The organism is Pararhizobium gei (assembly GCF_029223885.1).
GTDB lineage: Bacteria > Pseudomonadota > Alphaproteobacteria > Rhizobiales > Rhizobiaceae > Pararhizobium > Pararhizobium gei.
In genome coordinates, this window is the sequence record NZ_CP119409.1 from 126,104 (window position 1) to 145,000 (window position 18,897).

Below are 18,897 nucleotides of genomic sequence, written 5' to 3' on the forward strand. Positions count from 1 at the left end.
TAGCTTTGCCATGCACAAACAGAGAACAGATTCTCATGTGATAACAAATTGTGGTTCTGGACTCTTTATTAGTTAAACCTTAGGAGTCGGAATCGCTAACACAAAAAGCCGGGATTGGAGCCCGGCTTTTTGGCCCTGAAACAATGAGATGTCAGGGGCGATAGGATACTTCCCACAGTCGGCAAAAAGCATACGTGTTTATTACCGTCAAATGAAATCCTTTGATGGCTGGCATCTCTCCAATTTAACCTGGAGAACATCATAAAATGTCGTACTTTACCGATGAACAGGCCCGTGAGATTTGGAAGGCAAGATGGAGGGGCGAAACGGTACAGTCTCTTGTAGGAAAATACGGAGAAAACCAATTTCGCCTCTATGAAGTTTGGGAAGAAAAGAAGAACGAAGGAACAAGACTTATCGCATACGAAGAGTTTAAGCGAGAAAACCCAGAAATCGCGGCATTGACTAACCCGATCGCACATATTCCACGAAGGAAAGTCATTTCTTTTCCGAAAGACAATGGCCAACTTGGTCTATTCGCCTAAGGCTTCCAGCGCAAAAAATTGGAGATCAGAGTCAGGCCGAGCGTCTGGCTCTTTTCCGGGTGGAACTGAGCGCCTGCCTTGTTGCCGCTGGCAACGAAAGCGGTGACGGCACCGCCATAGGATGTCGTGGCGATCAGATCGTCCGGATGCTCGGTGGCCAGATGATAGGAATGGACGAAATAGGCGTGCAGCCCGTCCGCGCCGGTCCTGATGCCGTCGAAAAGTGCATGCGGCTTTCTGAGGTCCAGTGTGTTCCAGCCGATCTGCGGAATTTTCAAGGCCGGATCGGCGGGTGCCATCTCGACCACGTCGCCCCTGATCCAGCCAAGCCCGCGGGTCACGGATTTTTCCAGTCCGCGCGAGGACATCAGCTGCATGCCGACGCAGATGCCAAGAAACGGCCGCCCGGATGTTTCAACGGCTTCTGTCAGCGCCTCCTGCATGCCATCGATGGCGTCCAGCCCCTGACGGCAGTCGGCATAGGCGCCGACGCCGGGGAGCACGATTCGGTCGGCGCTGGCGACACGCTCCGGTCTGTCGGTCAGGTCGATCTTTGCATCGATGCCTGCCTCACGGGAAGCCCGTTCGAAAGCCTTGGTTGCCGAGCGTAGATTGCCGGACCCGTAGTCGATGATCGCAACGCGCATCAGCGTTCTCCGTAAAGTTCAAAGACGCCGAATCCGGCGCCGCGAGGCCCCGCTCCCGCCACGAGGCCAGGCAGAGGCTGCGCAGCTCCGCCGCCGGGCAAGCTGCCGTCACGGGCCACCCCGACGTCATACATCATTTCCGCAGTGGCAAGGTCATGGGCGGGGATGATGTCGCGAAGCGTCCAGCCGCGCGCCTGCAGCCGGCTGGCGATGAAGCTTGGGCCTTCGAGGGCAACCAGAAGACGCAGGGCAAGTTCGGTCAGCAGCCCCGCCAGCATGAAATCGGCTTCTGCGGTGAAAATGGCCACGACCGTCTGCAGCGCCGCCACGACGATGCCGGCGATCCACTGGCGTTTGAAAAGCAGCCAGACCGCCGGCAGGAGGAAGGCAACCCAGGAAAAACTGTCGGCGATGAAACGGGCTTCGACCGCGTCTGAGCGTGCGCCGGGTGGGGTAAGAACGAGGTAGGAGGCCATCAAAGCCGACTTTCAGCAGGCGCCGGTCAGACCAGCATACCCTTGGTGGAGGGAACGCGGCCAGCCTGGCGCGGATCGATCTCTGTCGCTGTGCGCAACACGCGGGCAACGGCCTTGAAGCAGGTCTCAGCGATATGGTGATTGTTGGCGCCGTAGATAGTCTGCACATGCAGCGTGATACCGCCGTGTTGCGCCAGCGCCTGGAAAAATTCGCGGACCAGTTCCGTATCGAAGGTGCCGATCTTCGGCGACGAAAATTCCACATTCCAGACCAAAAAAGGCCGGCCGGAAAGATCAACGGCGGCCCGTGTCATGGTTTCATCCATCGCGAGATCGAGCGAGGCATAGCGGGTGATGCCGCGCCGGTCGCCAAGCGCCTTCGACAACGCCTGGCCGATGGCAATGCCGGTGTCTTCCACGGTATGATGATCATCCACATGACGGTCGCCTTCGGCAACGATATCCATATCGATCAGCGAGTGGCGGGACAGCTGTTCCAGCATATGGTCGAAGAAGCCGACGCCGGTTGAAATGCGCGATGTTCCCGCGCCGTCAATATTGACGGAAACCGACACCGAGGTTTCGTTGGTCTTGCGCGAAACGCTGCCCGTGCGGCTTGGCTGCTGGTCGGCCATCAGGTTCTCCCGAATGTAACTGAGCCGCTCCATATCAGGCGATGGCTTAAATATCCAGAAGTGCCGCCGCGAATCTCTAAAGTGCGCAAATCCACCCGAATTGCGCAGGAAGGAGAGCGTCGTTCGCGCTATTTGCAATCGGCAAAACCGCTCTTACATAGGCTTCAACGGGGCCGGTGTGCGGCCCTTCGAAACGGCCCGGAACCCGGGCAGGCAGGTTTTCATGACAACGATTATTACCGTCCGGAAGGGCGGACAGGTGGTGATGGCCGGAGACGGCCAGGTCAGTCTCGGGCAGACGGTGATGAAGGGCAATGCCCGCAAGGTGCGCCGTCTTGGCAAGGGCGAGGTGATAGCCGGGTTCGCCGGTGCCACCGCGGACGCCTTCACCCTGCTTGAGCGGCTGGAAGCCAAGCTCGAGCAATATCCCGACCAGCTGATGCGCGCCGCCGTCGAGCTTGCCAAGGACTGGCGGACCAACAAATATCTGCGCAATCTCGAAGCCATGATGCTGGTGGCCGACAAGACGATCACACTTGCCATCACCGGCAATGGTGATGTGCTGGAGCCGGAACATGGCACGATCGCCATCGGGTCCGGTGGCAACTATGCCTTCGCCGCAGCGCGCGCCCTGATGGATACGGACAAGACGGCGGAGGAGATCGCCCGCCGCGCCATGGAGATCGCCGGCGACATCTGTGTCTACACCAACAACACGATCGTGGTGGAAACGTTGGATGCGGCCTGAGGTCCGCTATCGTTTTCGCGATCTGCGGCGGGACGATTTTCCGCTTCTCGGCCGGTGGCTGAAGAAACCGCATATTGCCAGATGGTGGGGCGAGCCGGCGAAAGAGCTGGCCGACATCCAACAGGCTATGGAGAGCACCGAAACAAGGCCGCTGATGGTCGAGATCGACGGAACGCCGATCGCCTATCTACAATGGTATGATCCGTATCTGGAGGAAGGCCACCCCTACCGGGACCAGCCTCCAGGCACGCTCGGGATCGATATTTCGATCGGTGATCCCGATCTAACCGGCAAGGGTCATGGCAGTGCGATAATCCGCCAGTTCTGTACCGAACGTTTCGCTGAGGGAGCCATGCGGATCGTAATCGATCCGGATCCTGAAAATACGCAGGCCATTCGCGCCTATCAGAAAGCGGGCTTTCGCTTTCTGGAAACACGTCATTCCATTTACGGGCCGGCCCATTTCATGACGCTGGACAAACCTGAAGAGACAAGCAAATCATGACAACATTCTCTCCCCGCGAAATCGTGTCGGAACTCGACCGTTTCATCATCGGCCAGCATGATGCCAAGCGCGCCGTCGCCATCGCACTGCGCAACCGCTGGCGCCGCCAGCAGCTCTCGGACGAGCTGCGCGACGAGGTCATGCCGAAGAACATTCTGATGATCGGCCCGACCGGCGTCGGCAAGACGGAAATTTCCCGCCGCCTCGCCAAGCTGGCCGGTGCGCCCTTCATCAAGGTGGAAGCCACCAAATTCACGGAGGTCGGCTATGTCGGCCGCGATGTCGAGCAGATCGTCCGCGACCTCGTCGAGGTCGGCATCGGCCTGGTGCGCGAAAAGAAGCGCGCTGAAGTGAAGGCCAAGGCGCATTTGAACGCTGAAGAACGCGTGCTGGACGCCCTGGTCGGGGCGACCGCGTCTCCTGCTACACGCGACAGTTTCCGCAAGAAACTCAGGGCCAATGAACTGGACGACAAGGAGATCGACATCGAGGTCGCCGATACCGCCACGCCCGGCGGCGGCTTCGAGATTCCCGGCATGCCCGGCGCCAATATCGGCGTCCTCAACCTGTCGGAAATGTTCGGCAAGGCCATGGGTCCCCGCACCAAGAAGGTCCGCACCACCGTCAAGGCCTCCTACAAGGTCTTGGTCGACGACGAATCCGACAAGCTGCTGGACAATGAACAGATCCAGCGTGAGGCCGTGCGGTCGGCGGAAAATGACGGCATCGTCTTCCTCGACGAGATCGACAAGATCGCGGCCCGCGATGGCGGCATGGGTGCCGGCGTATCCCGCGAGGGCGTGCAGCGCGATCTGCTCCCGCTTGTTGAAGGCACAACGGTTGCAACCAAATACGGACCTGTGAAGACGGATCATATCCTCTTCATCGCATCCGGCGCCTTTCACGTCGCCAAGCCGTCCGACCTGCTTCCCGAACTTCAGGGGCGCTTGCCGATCCGGGTGGAGCTAAAGGCGCTGACCAAGGAAGATTTCCGCCGCATCCTGACCGAGACAGAGGTCGGCCTGATCCGCCAGTATAAGGCACTTCTGGAAACTGAAGGCGTCAACCTCGATTTCACCGAGGATGCCCTTGATGCGCTTGCGGAAGTGGCTGTGAAACTGAATTCGAGCCTCGAAAATATCGGCGCCCGCCGCCTGCAGACCGTGATGGAACGCGTGCTGGATGAAATCTCCTATGCGGCACCGGACAAGAATGGCGAACAGCTGACGATCGATGCGGCCTATGTGAAACAGCATGTCGGCGATCTCGCCGCCAATACGGATCTGTCGCGTTACATTCTGTAGCGCCTGCGTAAAGCCTGACGATATCGCGTTGCCGTCAATCTGCCGGCCGCATCATATCCCGCCATCCTCGGGCTCGACGCGAGGATGGCGGAGCTTGAATCGGCGCATCAGCAGGAAAGCGCCAAGCGCAGTTAGCCGTAACCAAGGCACAACAATGACAGGCATCGTTAAACCGATGTCGTGCTTGTCTGCATCCCCTCCACGCGCTAAGCCTTTGTCCGGTGCCGGCATGATTCCGACATGATTTTGCCGCATGCGTCCCGACGCCTCTCAGAGACCTTGCAGCTTCACAGGAAAATGTCCGTGCGCGCCATTGTTCATATGCTCATTATTGCAGGACTTTTGATGTCCACTGGCCTGGCTTACGCCGGCGGGCTCCGCGTCGTTCCTGAAGGCAACCGGTTTCAGGAGCAGCCGGACGTTCCCGGCGCCTCCCTGCGACGCACCAAGGCGGGCAAGACCTCCTTCGATGCGAAATACGAAAAGGTCCGCAATCTGCTGGCCAGCGACGGCAAGCTGATCGGCAAGATCAAATCCACGGCGCGGGCCTATGGCATCGATCCGATCCACATGGTGGGCGCGATCGTCGGCGAGCATACCTATAATGTCGATGCTTATGACAGGCTGCAGTCCTACTACGTGAAGGCAGCCGCCTATGCCGGGGACAATTTTCGCTTCGGCTACGAGGATGAAACAGTGGCCGAGTTCGTTGCGCGGCCGGAGTTCTCCAAATGCGCGGCAAAGAAAAGCTCCTATGCGCTTTGGAGTTGCCGTGAGGGTGTCTGGAACAGCAAGTTCCGCGGCAAGGCGGTCGGCGGCACATCCTTTCCCAACAATCGGTTCAGCGCGGTTTTCTTCCAGCCCTTTTTTGCGGGACAAACCTTTGGCCTTGGCCAGATCAACCCGCTGACCGCCCTGATGCTGACCGATATGGTGTCGCGCGTGTCCGGCTATGACCGGCTGGACGACAAGGATGCGGCCGGCGTCTACAAGGCGATCATGGACCCCGACCAATCGCTCGCCTATATGGCGGCCTCCATCCGTCAATCGATCGATGCCTACAAGTCGATTGCCGGTGTCGATATTTCCGGCAATCCCGGCATCACCGCGACGCTGTATAATATTGGCAATCCGGACCAACGGGCGGCCGCTTTTGCCGCGAAAAGCAGCGACGGCTCCGCTCAGTGGCCGGAGGAAAATTACTACGGCTGGCTGGTCAACGCCAAGCTGGCTGAGCTGAAGGCGCTTCTTTAGCCAATCCCGCAGAAAAAAAGCCTGGGCTTCCTTGAAACCGCCATTGCATCCGGCAAGTTTAGAGCAGCGGCGGCATGTGCCGCAGGAGCCGTTGCATGGATATGAGACCTGAGCCTTTCGAGCCGCCGGCGCCCGTACCGCGCTCCCTGCCGCCATCGCGGCTGGAAATCATCCGGACAGTGCTGCGCAACCCCTTGGAACTCTGGGGCGAGCCCTCCTATACCTTGCCCTGGATCGATACCAAGTTTTTCAACCAGCGCACGCTGATCATCAACGATCCCGATTTCATCCGCCATGTACTCGTTGACAACGCGTCCAACTACGAGATGTCGGAGGTTCGCAGGCTCATCCTGCGGCCGATCCTGCGCGATGGATTGCTGACCGCCGAAGGCGAGGTGTGGAAGCGGTCGCGAAAGGCCATGGCCCCGGTTTTCACGCCGCGGCATGCCAAGGGCTTCGCCAAGCAAATGCTGGCAAAGACCGAAGATTATGCTGGACGCTACGACAAAGCTGCATCTGCCGGTGCCGTCGTCAATATTGCCAACGACATGACCGAACTGACCTTCGAAATCCTGTCCGAGACGCTGTTCTCGGGGCAGATTGCCGTCGAGACGGAGGGATTCGCCGAGAGTGTCGAGCGGTTGATGCATCGCATGGGACGTGTCGATCCCATGGATCTGCTTCTCGCCCCATCCTGGGTGCCGCGCCTGACGCGGATCGGTGGCGCCAGGGTCATGGCCGAATTCCGCGGCGTGGTCGAAAAGACGATGGATGAGAGGCGGCAGCGATTGCAGCAGGAGCCTGAGACCGTTCCCGCGGATTTCCTGACCCTGCTTCTCCAGCTCGAAGGCCCGAACGGACTTTCGACCGATGAGATATCCGACAACATCCTGACCTTTATCGGTGCTGGCCACGAAACGACGGCACGGGCCTTGGGCTGGACGCTCTATTGCGTTGCAAATTCTCCCGCGGTTCGCGTGGCGATGGAAGCCGAGATCGACGCGGTCGTGGCGAGCGGCGCCGAACCGGTGGACTGGCTCGATCTCATGCCCCATGTGCGCGCCGCCTTCGAGGAGGCGATGCGCCTCTATCCCCCTGCGCCATCGATCAACCGGGCGGCAATCGAGGCTGATTCCTGGACATCGTCCAGTGGGCAGCGGGTGGACATTCCCAAAGGCATTTCGATTTTGATCATGCCCTGGACGCTGCACAGGCACGCCCTCTACTGGGACAGACCCCGCGCGTTCATGCCGGAACGTTTTCTTCCCGAAAACCGCCAGACGCTACACCGTTTCCAATATCTGCCGTTCGGCGCCGGGCCGCGCATCTGCATTGGCGCGACCTTTGCACTTCAGGAAGCGGTCATCGCGCTTGGCGTGCTGATGAAACGCTTTCGCTTCGACATGACGCCGGAAACGAAGCCCTGGCCCGTGCAGCGCCTGACGACCCAGCCTAGGGGCGGGCTGCCGCTGAAGGTGTCGGCTCGCTGAAACTCTTGCCCGGCGTTTCCGATTGCACCGAACGGATCGGCGAGTCGGCCGGAACCGGCTCCTGCATCTGCTTTTTCGGCTTCTTGATGGTCTTGATCGCAGCGCAGGTTGCGTCGCCGACGCCTTCGCAGGGCTTGTAGACGACGATCTCGCTGCCCGCACCATCGTCCCAGACGGCCTGGATCGTCAAAGTCTTGGCCGTATTGGCCGGCAGGGAGATGTAGATATACTCGTTTGTATTGTCTTCCGGCAGATTGAACGGGATTTGCGGATTGCATTTCCCCAGCGGAAACCGCTTGTCCAGCGCATCCGAATTGACCGAGTAGCGGATTTCCGACAGTCGGCAATGCATGGTCTGAAGCGTCGTGAAATAGATCAACTGCTTGTCATCGTAATTGCGGAACTGGATCCATCCGCTGGTCTTGTTGACGTCCAGCATCGCCTTGTAGATCGAGACATCGGGAAGAACCGGCTTATATTCTTCCTCTTCGGATTCTTCTTGCGCAAAAGCAGCGCCGGACGGAGCCGGGCCCATGGCCAATACGAGCGATAAAAAGAGCATATGGGAAAAAGGCTTCATCGAAATCTCCTGGTCGCAATAATCGAAAGCCGGTGCCCGCCGAGCAATGGTCTTTCGCAGGCAGATGTCATATCACCTCGTCACCATGCTTTGAAGCCGGGTTTCGGCTGGCCTGAACGGGATATATTCGCGTGAACGACCATCTTCTTCTGGGTATAGATACAGGCGGAACCTACACCGACGCGGTTCTCTTCAGCGAGGCGTCAGGCGTTGTCGCCAAGGCAAAGGCGCTGACGACGCGGCATGATCTGGCCGTTGGAATTTCCGGTGCGGTCGAGGCGGTTCTGGAACAGGCGCGGGCGCCGTTGTCCGCCATCAGCCTCGTTTCCCTGTCGACGACCCTTGCCACGAATGCTTTGGTCGAGGGCCAGGGGGGTCGCGCCGGGCTTGTCATGATCGGTTTCGGGCCGGAGGATCTCAAGCGTGACGGCCTGCGGGAGGCTCTCGGTTCCGATCCGGTCATCTTTCTGCCGGGTGGCCACGACGTGCATGGCAGCGAAACAATCCTCGACATGAGGGCTCTGGACGAGGCTTTGCCTCACCTTGCACGGGAGGTGTCGTCTTTTGCGGTTGCCGGTTATTTTGCCGTCCGTAATCCGGCTCATGAACAGCGGGTGCGGGATCGCATTCGTGCCATGTCACATCTCCCCGTGACATGCAGCCATGAACTGTCTTCCAGGCTGGGAGGCCCCCGGCGCGCCCTGACGACGCTGCTCAATGCGCGTCTGGTCTCGATGATAGACCGGTTGATCGGCGCCTGCGAAGGATTTCTCGAGAGACGCGGCATTCATGTCCCGGTTATGGTGGTTCGCGGCGACGGGGCCTTGATATCCGCGGCGGAAGCGCGGCTGCGGCCGATCGAGACTATTCTGTCCGGCCCGGCCGCAAGCCTTGTCGGCGCCCGTCATCTGACAGGTCTCGACAATGCCGTGGTCTCCGATATCGGCGGCACCACGACGGACGTGGCGGTGCTCGACCAGGGCCAGCCCCGTCTCGACGGGGAGGGCGCTGTCGTTGGCGGCTTCCGGACCATGGTGGAAGCTGTTGCAATGCGCACCTTCGGCCTTGGTGGCGATTCGGAGGTTCGGATCAACGATCGTGGTCTCAAGGCCGCGATCGAGCTCGGGCCGCGTCGCCTTCAGCCGCTCAGTCTCGCGGCAACGCAGCATGGTGAGGCGATCACTGCCGTTCTGGAACGTCAGCTGCGGTCGGCGCATGTCGGTCGTCACGATGGTCGCTTCGCTGTTCGCACCGGCCTGCCGGATAACCTGGCCAGCGGGCTCCAGGCGCAGGAACAGGCTTTGTACGACCGTATCGGCGCGGTGCCGATGCCGCTGGACGGCCTCTTGACCAGCACGCCGCAGAAGGCAACGCTTGACCGGCTGGTGGCCCGCGGGCTCGTGCATATCTGCGGCTTCACGCCGTCGGATGCCATGCACGTGCTTTCCCGCCAGAACCAGTGGAATGCCGCAGCTGCGAGGTTGGGTGCCGAACTTGCAGCGCGCATCAAGGATGGCTCCGGCAAACCACTGGCAGCGTCCGCTGAAGGTCTTTCGGATCTTGTCGTTGCCCGGCTGACGCGGCAGTCCGCGGAACTCATCCTGTCCGCCTGCCTAGCGGAGGATGGCGCCGCAATCGATCCGGCCGTCTCTCTGGCGGTCGATCGTGCGCTGAAACGACAGGATGGCATCGTCAGTTTCTCGTTGGCGCTCGACCGGCCACTGGTGGGTCTCGGGGCGTCCGCACCCGTCTATTACCCGGCTATCGCGGCGATGCTAGGGGCCCAGTCCTGCATTCCATCCGATGCCGGCGTCGCCAATGCGGTTGGCGCGGTCGTCGGACAGATCCGCGCATCGGTCACTGTTTTCGTGACCATGCCGGAGGAAGGCATCTACATCGTCAATGGGGCAGGGATAAACCGTCGCTTTCTCAAGCAGAAACAGGCTTTCGATGCCGCACGGGAGGGTGCCCGATCGGCTGCCTTCGCTGCGGCGCAGGCCAATGGCGCCAGCGAACCCGTGGTGACGGTTCGCGAGGAGATCGACGCACCGGAGATCGAAGGAAGCCGCAAGCTCGTGGAGGCACGTTTCATCGCCGTCGCCACCGGCCGGCCGCGCATGGCTCGCGGCCATTTATAACAGAACGAATAAAATCCTTCGCATTTTTGCCCGATTGACAGGATGGCAAAGCGTGAGAAACTGCGGCACCAAATGTTGAATAGAGATTTCAAGGATTTACCGATGGGCCGAATAGAGAAAAGCGGGTTGAACATCGATACGGGCCTACATGACTTCCTCGTGATCGAGGCGCTTCCGGGAACAGGCCTCGATGCGGATCGCTTTTTCCAGGATTTCTCGGATATCGTTCACGATCTCGCACCGAAAAACCGGTCTCTTCTTGCCAAGCGCGACTCACTCCAGGAGGCACTGGACACATGGTATCGCCGAAACGGTGCTCCCGTGGACATGGAAGTCTATGAGAAATTCCTCGCGGAGATCGGCTACCTCCTGCCGGAAGGGCCGGATTTTTCCGTGTCCACAAGCAATGTCGATCCGGAAATGTCTGAGATCGCCGGCCCGCAGCTCGTCGTGCCGGTCATGAATGCGCGTTACGCGCTGAATGCAGCCAATGCGCGCTGGGGCTCGCTCTACGATGCGCTTTATGGCACCGATGCAATTTCCGAGGCGGACGGTGCTGAAAAGGGTAAAGGCTATAATGCGGTCCGTGGTCTTAAGGTCATAGCCTGGGCGCGAAGCTTCCTCGACGGGAGTGTCCCGCTTGACGCCGGAAGCTGGGCGGATGTCACGGGCATTTCCGTCGTGCAGGGCAGCCTTGCGCTTTCGACAGCAGCCGGGGCGACCGTTCTTGCCGAAGCTGCACAATTCGCCGGCTATCGAGGCGAGGCCGGGGCGCCGACGCATATTCTCCTGAAGAAGCACAATCTGCATGTTCAGATCGTTCTCGACGCATCGACCGCGATCGGCAGTTCCGACCCGGCGCATATCTCGGACGTGATTCTGGAATCGGCGATCACTGCGATCATGGACTGCGAGGATTCCGTCGCCGCTGTCGATGCCGATGACAAGGTGGTGGTCTATCGCAACTGGCTCGGACTGATGAAGGGCGACCTTCAGGAAGAGGTCGTCAAGAACGGCCGGACCTTTACGCGCAGGCTCAATGACGACCTGATTTTTTCTGCGCCCGCCGGCGGCAGCCTTTCACTCAAGGGCCGCGCTTTGATGCTGGTGCGCAATGTCGGGCACCTTATGACCAATCCGGCGATCCTCGACCGGGACGGTAACGAGGTTCCCGAAGGCATCATGGATGCTGTGATCACCGGGCTTATCGCTCTGCACGACATCGGGGCGAGCGGCCGGCGGATGAACTCGCGCGAAGGGTCCGTCTATATCGTCAAGCCGAAGATGCACGGGCCGGAAGAGGTCGCTTTCGCAAGCGAAATTTTCGGGCGGGCCGAACAGGCATTGGGACTGGCGGCAAATACCCTGAAAATGGGCATCATGGATGAGGAGCGCCGTACCACCGTCAATCTCAAGGAGTGCATCCGGGCCGCCCGCGAGCGCGTCGTCTTCATCAACACCGGCTTCCTTGATCGCACCGGCGACGAGATGCACACCTCGATGGAAGCCGGCCCGATGATTCGCAAGGGTGACATGAAGCAAGCGCCCTGGATCGCGGCTTACGAAAACTGGAACGTCGATATCGGGCTGGAATGCGGTCTCGCCGGCCACGCGCAGATCGGCAAGGGAATGTGGGCCATGCCGGATCTGATGGCAGCGATGCTCGCACAGAAGATCGCCCATCCGAAGGCCGGGGCCAATACAGCCTGGGTTCCTTCGCCAACGGCCGCCACCTTGCATGCTACGCATTATCATACCGTCGATGTGGCCGCTGTTCAGCAGGAGCTGAAAAGCCGCTCACGTGCCAAACTCACGGATATTCTTTCCGTCCCGGTGGCGACCCGTCCCAACTGGACGCCGGAGGAAATCCAGCGTGAGCTCGACAACAATGCCCAGGGCATTCTCGGCTATGTCGTCCGCTGGATCGATCAGGGCGTCGGTTGCTCCAAGGTTCCCGATATCAACAATGTCGGCCTGATGGAGGACCGTGCCACCCTGCGCATCTCCGCCCAGCACATGGCCAACTGGCTGCATCATGGCGTGGCGACCGAAGGGCAGATTATCGAAACGATGAAGCGTATGGCAGCCGTGGTCGATGGCCAGAATGCCGGCGATCCGGTCTATCGGCCGATGGCCGCCGATTTCGAGGGGTCCGTTGCTTTTCAGGCCGCACTCGAGCTGGTCTTGAAAGGCCGCGAACAGCCGAGCGGCTATACGGAGCCGGTCCTGCACCGGCGTCGACTTGAACTGAAGGCGGCATCCTAACCGCCCGTTGCCGCACAGGTTGATATGTCCGGCGATCGCGCCATACATCCGACGGGTGACCGGTCACATTATAACGCTCGCATGGCGTGAGATCTGCGAGCGGCTGGCGGCGCTCCATAAAAAATCCCCGGACAAGGCCGGGGATGATGCGGATCGATTGGCCTGCGCTTACTGCTGGACGATGACGTGGGTGTTTGTGCCTGGGCGAACGCGGGCGTAAAGGTCGATGATGTCCTGATTGATCATCCGGATGCAGCCGGAAGAGGCGGCCGTGCCAATCGAAGCCCATTCGGGCGAGCCGTGGATACGGAACAATGTATCCTTGCCCTCGTCATTGAACAGGTACATGGCGCGCGCGCCAAGAGGATTGCGCAGGCCGGGCCCCATGCCCTTCTCGACATACTGGGCGACATCAGGCTTACGCTCGGCCATTTCCTTCGGCGGATGCCAGGTCGGCCATTCCTGCTTCCAGGCCACATAGGCGCGGCCTTCCCACGCAAAGCCCGCTTTGCCGACGCCGATGCCGTAGCGAACGGCCTTGCCGCCAGGCATCACGAAATAGAGAAAGCGGTTCGGCGTATTGACGATAATCGTGCCGGGCTTTTCCTTGGTGCTGTAATCGACGATCTGGCGGTGGAAGCGCTCGTTGACCTTGGCGATGGGAATGGCCGGGAGGGCGTAGCCGTGATCTTCGACCGGGCCGTAGCCATTGGAGAAAATCTGATTTGTCGCGACTTTTTCGCCGAGGGGAGAGATCGGTGCGGTGGAGCAACTGGCCAAAGCAAGGGTGGCCGCGAGGCTGCACAGCAGAACTGCATTGCGGAAGCGCATGGGTTTCTCTTAAAATGAAGTTAAGAATATCTGGGTCTTCTCGACCATCAGCGATTATGGTTTATTTTCGATTAACATCGCGAAAGCAAGGGAATGCGGTGCAGCATTTTTTTCGGATGCTTCAAAAAGCCCATCAAGTGTTTTTTTGCAACAAACGCGGCTCTGTGCCAGTGTTTAATGCATGGCGATTCTCTCTATCCACAACGATAGTCCTTTGGTCGACGGACGGCAGTCGCAGCGCGCTCTGATGGTGCGGCGGGGCGTGCAGCGATATCTGCATGAAATGCGCCATGCCGTGCTGCCCGAACTGACGCTTTCGAGCGGAAGGCGGGCCGATCTCGTTTCGCTTTCGCCCAAGGGCGACATATGGATCATCGAAATCAAGACCTCGATCGAGGATTTCCGGGTCGATCGCAAATGGCCCGATTACCGGCTGCATTCGGACAGACTGTTCTTTGCCACCCACGGCGGAGTGCCGCTCGATATATTCCCGGAAGAATGCGGGCTTCTCCTGTCGGACGGCTACGATGCCGGATTGATTCGCGAGGCCCCGGAACATCGCCTGTCGGCATCGACGCGCAAATCGGTCTCCTTGAATTTTGCGCGGGTGGCGGCGCAGCGCCTGATGCTCGCCGAATGGAGCACGGACCGAACAGGCGGCACCAGGCAGGACATGCGCGAGATCGTTTCGGGCTCGCTGGACGAGAGCGCGTGAGGCGCTATTTGGGCGCGCGTTTGGCAAGGATGCGCTGCAAGGTGCGCCTGTGCATGTTCAGCCGCCGCGCCGTCTCCGAGACATTGCGCTCGCACATTTCGTAGACGCGTTGGATATGCTCCCAGCGCACCCGGTCCGCCGACATCGGATTTTCCGGCGGTTCGGCCCGTTCCCCGGTCTTTTGCACCAGTGCCGCAAAAATGTCGTCGGCATCGGCTGGCTTGGCGAGATAGTCGACCGCGCCCAGCTTCACGGCATTGACGGCCGTAGCAATATTGCCATAGCCGGTCAGCATGATGATGCGGGTGTCGCCGCGCTGCGCCCGGATTGCCTCGATGACGTCGAGGCCGCTGCCGTCGCCCAGCCTGAGATCGACGACCGCATATTTCGGCGGACGGGTCTTTGCCTTGGCAATACCTTCGGCGACCGACTCGGCGATGTCCACGGCAAAGCCGCGGGTCTCCATGGCCCGGGCAAGCCGCCGCAGGAAAGGCGCGTCGTCATCCACGATCAGGAGAGACGCGTCCGCGCCCATCAGCGCAGTGCTCTCGCTGGCCGAATCACTGTCGATCTTGTCCGTCATGTCACGCTCCTCGAGGCAAGGCCGGTTGTCCTTCGTCTCTCCGCAAGTGGCTTATTCCCGGATGAAAAGGCCGTAAAGTCATTTCGCCAATTTGGTGTCCATCAGCAGGCGCGGCCACTCGACACTGACCCTGGCGCCGGGCTTGGCGGTGCTGTTTTCGAAAGTAAGCCTGGCGCCGGAACGTTCAAGCAGGGTTTTGGCAATGAACAGGCCAAGCCCCAGTCCTCCGGCACTGTCGTCCTTCTGACGCTTGGTGACGTAAGGCTCGCCGATCCGGCTCAATATGTCCGGCGCGTAGCCATCGCCGTCATCCTCGATGGTGACGGAAACGACATCCGGCGTATGGGAAACGGTGACCGTCACCTCTGTCTTGGCATAGTCCACCGCATTCTCAAGCAGATTGCCGAGGCCGTAAAGAATACCTGCATTGCGATTTCCGACAGGCTCGTGGGCGCGATCACCGTTTTCGACAAGGCTGATCTCAATCCCGAACTCCCTGTGTGGCGCCATGACCTCCTCGATCAAGGACGACAGCGGCATATGCCGCATATGCGGCTCGTTCTCCGACGACAATGTCGTCAGTCGTCTCAAGATGTCGCGGCAACGCTCGCTTTGACTGCGCAGCAACTGAACATCCTCGCCGAAACGCGGATCGTTGCCGAGTTCGCGCTCCATTTCCTTGGCGACCACGCTGATCGTGGCGAGCGGCGTCCCCAACTCATGGGCGGCGGCGGCGGCGAGCCCGTCGAGTTGCGATAGATGCTTTTCCCGTTGAAGAACCAGCTCCGTCGCGCTGAGCGCCTCGGACAGTTCGCTCGCTTCAAGCGAGACGCGATACGTGTAGAAGGCGGCAAAAGTCGTCGTTGATATGATCGCGAACCAGAAGCCTGCCGTCAGCACTGTCGGGATCAAAAGCTCCACCCCGGAGTACCAGGGCAGCGGAAAGGGGGTGAAAGCAAGCGCCGTAATCCCGAAAATCGCCAGGATTGCAAGCCCGATACTGTGCAGTTTCGGCTGCGACGCCGACGAGATGATGACGGGCACGCAGACCAGCGGAGCAAAGGGATTGGCAAGACCGCCCGTAATGAAAAGAAGTGCGGTCAACTGCGCGAGGTCGATGCCGAGCAGGGCAAAGGCGGCCGGCGGCTGCAGCCGGTGCGTCGGCGGATAACGGATCGTCAGATAAGCGTTCACCCATGCAAGCAGAGCAATCAGCGCGCAGCAGGCGATCAGCGGTAGGGGAAAACGCAGCCAGAACGCCGTGACGATGACGGTGATCGACTGCCCTCCCACAGCAAGCCACCGCAGGCGCACGATGGTTTGCAGCCGCAGCACCCGGCTGGTTGTACCGTCCTCGACCGCGTCCGTCGCCATGTCGTCTCCTGTTTTCCAGAGGTGAGCTTCATGTACCACGCGGCTTGGCCCGCGTCGTCGGCTGCGCGCTTGCCGGATCCTCCGGCCAAGGGTGCTTCGGATAGCGTCCGCGCATATCGGCGCGCACGTCCCGCCAGGATCCCGCCCAGAAACCCGGCAGGTCCCGCGTTGTCTGCATCGGCTTGTGACCCGGCGACATCAGTTCCAGCAGCAGCGGCAGACGCCCGGCTCCAATCGCGGGATGGGCTTTCAGCCCGTAGAGCTCCTGAACACGGATCGAAAGCACCGGCTCTTCTCCGTCGTAGCGGATGGGGTGCCGCTGCCCCGTCGGTGCTTGGAAATGTGTGGGCGCAAGTCGGGAGAGGTCGCGGGCTGTTTCAAGCGGGACAAGCGACAGCAACCCTTCCGACAGGCTGGCGGGAGGAATGTCGTCAATACCGCGGGTATCCCCCTGGAACGGAACAAACCACTCGTCCAGCCGCGCCAGAAGGGACTCATCGGACATATCGGGCCAGGGGTCGCCAAGCATGCGATGGAGAAAGCCGATCCTGTCGCGCAGTTGCGTCGCGTCCTTGGAAAACGGAAGGGCTGCAAGGCCCAGTTGCCGCACGCCGTCTGCAAGCGCCCGGGCCGCAGCCTCGCCCTTGGGGCGGGGAAGCGGGATCTCTTCGAAAATAATGGCACCCAGTCGCGTAACCCGCCGGGCCCGGACCTGCCGGCTTGCCCGGTCGAAAACACTTTGGTCCTCCCGCAGAATCGCGTGTGGCAGATGCGCCTCGACATCGGCGCGTGAAATCTCGGCCGCGGCAAGAATGCGCTGCGCCCCAGCCCGCCCTGTCAGGTCGGCGATGACAAGCATGGTGGCTCCAGCGAGGCGCTCCGTGTCGGGCAGCTCGGCGCCGCGTCCATTGGCCATGATGAACCGGCCGCGTCCGCCGCGCTGAAGGGCGATCCTGTCGGGAAAGGCATGCATCAAAAGGACACCCGGCTGGACGGGTGCGCCCGGCGCGCCTGCGCCGCCGATCTCTCTTGCCATGCGCCGCGCAAGGCCGCGCGATGCTTCAGCCCTGTCGCCGCGCTCCGATTTGAAGCGTCGCAGCCGCTCCTCGAGGTCGAGACTGGTGCCGCCCAGCCCCTGCTCGGTCAAAAGCACGGCCAGCAGGCAGGCTTCTTGTCCTTGCCCCTCGTCAGCGGCTGAAACCGCCATTGCGGCAAGCCGCGGCGGCAGGGCGAGATTTCGGATGCGTTTGCCCCGCGCCGTCAAGGCACCGTTGCCATCGATAGCCTCTAGCTGTCGAAGCAGGGCCTTTGCCTCCTGCCAGGCCGTGGCGGGCGGCAGGTCGAGAAAGGCAAGGGTCGATGGATCACCGACACCCCAATGCGCGAGATCGAGAACCAGGCCCGACAAGTCGCTCGTCAGAATCTGCGGCGGCGTGAAAGCCGGCAGAGCCGCCGTCTGGCCCTGATGCCAGAGCCGGATGGCAATACCGGGCTCGGTGCGCCCGGCGCGTCCGGCCCGCTGGTCGGCGGAGGCGCGCGAGACCCGCACCGTCTCCAGCCGCGTTATCCCCGTGGAAGCTTCGAAAGCCGGCAGCCGCTGCAGTCCGCTGTCAATGACGATCCGCACGCCGTCGATAGTGATTGATGTCTCGGCGATCGATGTGGCAAGCACGATCTTGCGCATACCTGCCGCCGCCGGCCGGATGGCTGCATCCTGCTCCGCTTGGCTAAGATTGCCGTAGAGCGGGGTCACGGCCGTGCCCGCGTCAAGACGGCCCTCCAGCCGCTCGGCTGTCCGCGTGATTTCGGCCCGGCCGGGAAGAAAGGCGAGAATCGAGCCCGCTTCCTGCCGGTGGGCTTCGAGGATGGCACGCGTGACAGAATCTTCGATACGCTCTCCGGCCGGCCGCTCCTGATATCTGAGCTCGACGGGAAAGCTGCGTCCTTTGCTTTCAACGACCGGCGCATCGCCAAGCAACGCTGCAACCCGTTCGACGTCCAGCGTTGCCGACATCACGACCAGCCTCAGATCCTCCCTGAGCGCCCGCTGGACGTCGAGCGTGAGCGCCAGGCCGAAATCGGCATCGAGCGACCGCTCGTGGAATTCGTCGAAAAGAACGGCGGCGACACCCGGCAGTTCCGGATCATCCAGCAGCATCCGGGCGAAAACGCCTTCGGTAATCACTTCGATCCGGGTCTTCTGCGAAATCCGGCTATCAAGCCGCATGCGATAGCCGACCGTCTCGCCAACCGTCTCGCCGATGAGGCTGGCCATGCGCCCGGCCGCCGCCCGAGCGGCAAGCCGCCGGGGCTCCAGCAGAAGGATGCGTCGGTCGCCGCGCCAGGGCTGATCCAGCAGGAAGAGCGGCACGAGCGTCGTCTTGCCGGCCCCCGGCGGCGCCGACAGGACCAGGGACGGCTTGCTCTCAAGCGCCTCACCCAGTTCGGGCAGGATCGCCTTGACCGGGAGATCGGGCAATATGTCCATCATGCGCATGGTGAACCAGCCCCGCCTGCCATTGGGCGAACCCTCGATCCTGCCCGGACGCGGGCAGGGGACTGGCGGGTATGATGACAGGCGATGCAGTTCAATGTTTTGTCCTTCATGGTGCAGCCAGTGTCCATCCCGTCCCATTTGCGCATAGCAAGAGCATGGCGAATACTGCAATGGGGACTGTATATCGTTAGACCGGGCGGGACCGCTCGAAGGCAAGTATGGCGCCGGCCAGGTCCTCAAGCGCTGCGCCAACTGATTTGAACAGGGTGATTTCGTCGGCCAGCCTGCGCCCGGGATGCGCTCCGCTGGC

General features: G+C 61.0%; 18 protein-coding genes (1 of these 18 running past the window's edge). 9 read left to right on the forward strand and 9 right to left on the reverse strand.

Annotation, left to right across the window (positions count from 1 at the left end):
- Positions 1–266 precede the first annotated feature (266 nt).
- A complete protein-coding gene (locus PY308_RS00580) occupies positions 267–545 on the forward strand; it encodes a hypothetical protein (protein WP_275786857.1) in 279 nt (92 codons plus the stop codon).
- On the opposite strand, the gene hisH is transcribed toward PY308_RS00580, so the two are convergent.
- From hisH to hisB, 3 genes are read right to left on the reverse strand one after another with little or no spacing between them, the layout of a single operon-like run.
- The gene (hisH, locus tag PY308_RS00585; RefSeq protein ID WP_275786860.1) at positions 542–1,192 is read right to left on the reverse strand and encodes an imidazole glycerol phosphate synthase subunit HisH; all 651 of its coding nucleotides are present in this window, start codon (positions 1,190–1,192) and stop codon (positions 542–544) included. The genes PY308_RS00580 and hisH overlap by 4 nt on opposite strands.
- The gene (locus PY308_RS00590) at positions 1,192–1,668 is read right to left on the reverse strand and encodes a DUF2628 domain-containing protein (RefSeq protein ID WP_275786862.1); all 477 of its coding nucleotides are present in this window, start codon (positions 1,666–1,668) and stop codon (positions 1,192–1,194) included. Before PY308_RS00590 ends, hisH begins: the two co-directional genes overlap by 1 nt.
- A gap of 26 nt (positions 1,669–1,694) precedes the next feature.
- Positions 1,695–2,303: an imidazoleglycerol-phosphate dehydratase HisB gene (gene hisB, locus PY308_RS00595; RefSeq protein WP_275786865.1), complete on the reverse strand. Its 609-nt coding sequence runs from the start codon at positions 2,301–2,303 to the stop codon at positions 1,695–1,697.
- A 223-nt stretch (positions 2,304–2,526) separates the two neighbouring features.
- Here hisB and hslV point away from each other — a divergent pair, with 223 nt between their 5' ends.
- The 5 genes from hslV (at position 2,527) to PY308_RS00620 (ending at position 7,604) form a co-directional block, all read left to right on the forward strand.
- Positions 2,527–3,051: an ATP-dependent protease subunit HslV gene (hslV, locus tag PY308_RS00600; protein WP_275786868.1), complete on the forward strand. Its 525-nt coding sequence runs from the start codon at positions 2,527–2,529 to the stop codon at positions 3,049–3,051.
- The gene (locus tag PY308_RS00605; protein WP_275786871.1) at positions 3,041–3,556 is read left to right on the forward strand and encodes a GNAT family N-acetyltransferase; all 516 of its coding nucleotides are present in this window, start codon (positions 3,041–3,043) and stop codon (positions 3,554–3,556) included. Before hslV ends, PY308_RS00605 begins: the two co-directional genes overlap by 11 nt.
- Positions 3,553–4,860, forward strand: coding sequence for an ATP-dependent protease ATPase subunit HslU (hslU, locus tag PY308_RS00610; RefSeq protein ID WP_275786874.1), 1,308 nt, complete (start codon positions 3,553–3,555; stop codon positions 4,858–4,860). The genes PY308_RS00605 and hslU overlap by 4 nt, the downstream gene beginning before the upstream one ends.
- A 345-nt stretch (positions 4,861–5,205) precedes the next feature.
- Complete coding sequence (locus PY308_RS00615; protein WP_434064185.1) at positions 5,206–6,114, forward strand: DUF1402 family protein; 909 nt, start codon at positions 5,206–5,208, stop codon at positions 6,112–6,114.
- A 95-nt stretch (positions 6,115–6,209) separates the two neighbouring features.
- Entirely contained in the window at positions 6,210–7,604 is a 1,395-nt protein-coding gene (locus PY308_RS00620) for a cytochrome P450 (protein WP_275786877.1), read from the forward strand.
- Here the strand turns inward: PY308_RS00620 and PY308_RS00625 are convergent.
- Positions 7,567–8,184 (reverse strand): hypothetical protein, encoded by a 618-nt coding sequence (locus tag PY308_RS00625; RefSeq protein ID WP_275786879.1) that lies wholly within the window; start codon positions 8,182–8,184, stop codon positions 7,567–7,569. The two genes, PY308_RS00620 and PY308_RS00625, sit on opposite strands and share 38 nt — an antisense overlap.
- Positions 8,185–8,315: 131 nt before the next feature.
- On the opposite strand from PY308_RS00625, the gene PY308_RS00630 reads away from it, so the two are divergent.
- Together PY308_RS00630 and PY308_RS00635 are read left to right on the forward strand one after the other, a co-directional pair.
- On the forward strand, positions 8,316–10,322 hold the full coding sequence (locus tag PY308_RS00630; RefSeq protein ID WP_275786882.1) for a hydantoinase/oxoprolinase family protein: 2,007 nt from the start codon (positions 8,316–8,318) through the stop codon (positions 10,320–10,322).
- Positions 10,323–10,424: 102 nt separating this feature from the next.
- The gene (locus PY308_RS00635; protein ID WP_275786883.1) at positions 10,425–12,587 is read left to right on the forward strand and encodes a malate synthase G; all 2,163 of its coding nucleotides are present in this window, start codon (positions 10,425–10,427) and stop codon (positions 12,585–12,587) included.
- Between the two features lie 168 nt (positions 12,588–12,755).
- Here PY308_RS00635 and PY308_RS00640 read toward each other — a convergent pair whose 3' ends face one another.
- On the reverse strand, positions 12,756–13,418 hold the full coding sequence (locus PY308_RS00640; protein ID WP_275786885.1) for a L,D-transpeptidase: 663 nt from the start codon (positions 13,416–13,418) through the stop codon (positions 12,756–12,758).
- Positions 13,419–13,599: 181 nt separating this feature from the next.
- Here PY308_RS00640 and PY308_RS00645 point away from each other — a divergent pair, with 181 nt between their 5' ends.
- The gene (locus tag PY308_RS00645; RefSeq protein WP_275786888.1) at positions 13,600–14,133 is read left to right on the forward strand and encodes an MmcB family DNA repair protein; all 534 of its coding nucleotides are present in this window, start codon (positions 13,600–13,602) and stop codon (positions 14,131–14,133) included.
- A gap of 4 nt (positions 14,134–14,137) precedes the next feature.
- Here PY308_RS00645 and PY308_RS00650 read toward each other — a convergent pair whose 3' ends face one another.
- From PY308_RS00650 to lhpI, 4 genes are all read right to left on the reverse strand, one after another.
- On the reverse strand, positions 14,138–14,716 hold the full coding sequence (locus PY308_RS00650) for an ActR/PrrA/RegA family redox response regulator transcription factor (RefSeq protein WP_275786891.1): 579 nt from the start codon (positions 14,714–14,716) through the stop codon (positions 14,138–14,140).
- Positions 14,717–14,794: 78 nt separating this feature from the next.
- Positions 14,795–16,090 (reverse strand): ActS/PrrB/RegB family redox-sensitive histidine kinase, encoded by a 1,296-nt coding sequence (locus PY308_RS00655; protein ID WP_275786893.1) that lies wholly within the window; start codon positions 16,088–16,090, stop codon positions 14,795–14,797.
- 28 nt (positions 16,091–16,118) lie between these two features.
- Complete coding sequence (gene hrpB / locus PY308_RS00660) at positions 16,119–18,578, reverse strand: ATP-dependent helicase HrpB (protein ID WP_434064272.1); 2,460 nt, start codon at positions 18,576–18,578, stop codon at positions 16,119–16,121.
- Positions 18,579–18,774: 196 nt separating this feature from the next.
- On the reverse strand, positions 18,775–18,897 hold the end of the coding sequence (gene lhpI / locus PY308_RS00665; protein WP_275786900.1) for a bifunctional Delta(1)-pyrroline-2-carboxylate/Delta(1)-piperideine-2-carboxylate reductase. 822 nt of this gene lie beyond the right edge of the window; only the last 123 of its 945 coding nucleotides appear in the window; its start codon lies beyond the right edge, outside the window; it ends in the stop codon at positions 18,775–18,777.